Origin of the sequence: Methylobacterium sp. P1-11 (assembly GCF_008329595.1) — a bacterium.
Classification (GTDB): domain Bacteria; phylum Pseudomonadota; class Alphaproteobacteria; order Rhizobiales; family Beijerinckiaceae; genus Methylobacterium.
This window is the reverse complement of record NZ_NPKS01000098.1, coordinates 1-1,054: the sequence shown is the minus strand read 5'-3', so window position 1 is coordinate 1,054 and position 1,054 is coordinate 1. Positions and strand designations below refer to the sequence as shown.

1 pseudogene is annotated in these 1,054 nt (G+C 77.0%); it reads right to left on the bottom strand.

Annotated features, from left to right (window positions below):
* Positions 1-1,054, bottom strand: a pseudogene (locus CIW48_RS32875) (glycosyl transferase); the annotation flags it as partial.

The window sequence follows — 1,054 nt, the reverse complement described above, 5'->3', positions numbered from 1 at the left end:
GGCCCTTCCGCCAGCCGGTGTCGCAGTAGTCGCGCGCGGCGTCGTCCGCCTCGGACAGTCCGTAGCGGGCCCGGTAGAAGCCGTGGTCGAAATGCCCCGCCACCAGCCGCGCCTGCAGGTCCAGGAGCGCGTCCCGGTCCAGCGCCGTCTGCCCGATCGCCCCGAGCCAGGCCGTGTCCGCGACCGGCGCCCGCGCCGGGCGCAGCCCGCACACGCCGAGCAGCGCCGCCAGCGTCGAGCGCCCCGGACCCGGATCGCGCAGCTCCCGCCAGCCCGCCTCGGCGAAGTGCAGGTATGGCTCGCGACCGCCCACATCCGGGTAGGTCGCCCGGTACCAGTCCGCGTCCACCGCCGGCAGGTTCAGCCGGTGCGGCTCGGCGAACGGCTCGGCCCCCGTCAGCCGGGTCTCGGCCACGTAGCGGAAGAACGGGTCGTCGCCGACCGCCCGGCTGCCGGCCCGCGCCTGCACGAACCCGGCCGGGTCGAAGTCCGGCCGCGGGCTGACCCGTGCCCGCCAGCCCTCCGCCACGTAGTGGCGCAGCAGCGCTTCGTCCGAGGCGCCGGACAGGGCCTCGGCCTGCGGCTGAGGGAGGCGCTGCCGGTAATGGGCGGCGTCGAAGTAGGGGGCGAGCGTCTCCATCCGCAGGGCTAGCGCCGCGTCCGGGTCGGGCCGGGCGGGTCCGCCGTGCAGGACGTAGTGCACCAGCGGGTTCTGGGTGGCGAAGGTGATCCCGCGGCTGAGGCAGTAGGCCAGGGTGTCGAACTGGGGCGCCGGCTCGCGGCCCTCGCGCCAGCCGGAGGCCATGTAGTGGTCGACCGGGTCGACGCCGGCGGCGGCGAGGTCGGGATTGCCGGCGCGGTAGAAGGCGCCGTCCACGAGGCGGCGGGCGAGGCGCTGAGCCTCGGCCGTATCGGGTCTGGGCAGGGCATCGGCCCCGCCCGGCCCGCCCGCCCCGGCGCGGCGGCGCGCGAGGGCGTGCAGGAACGGGTTGATGCCGGCGCGGGCGAGGTCGGGGCGGTGGGCGAGGTAGGCGGCGGAGTCGAAGTCGGGGCG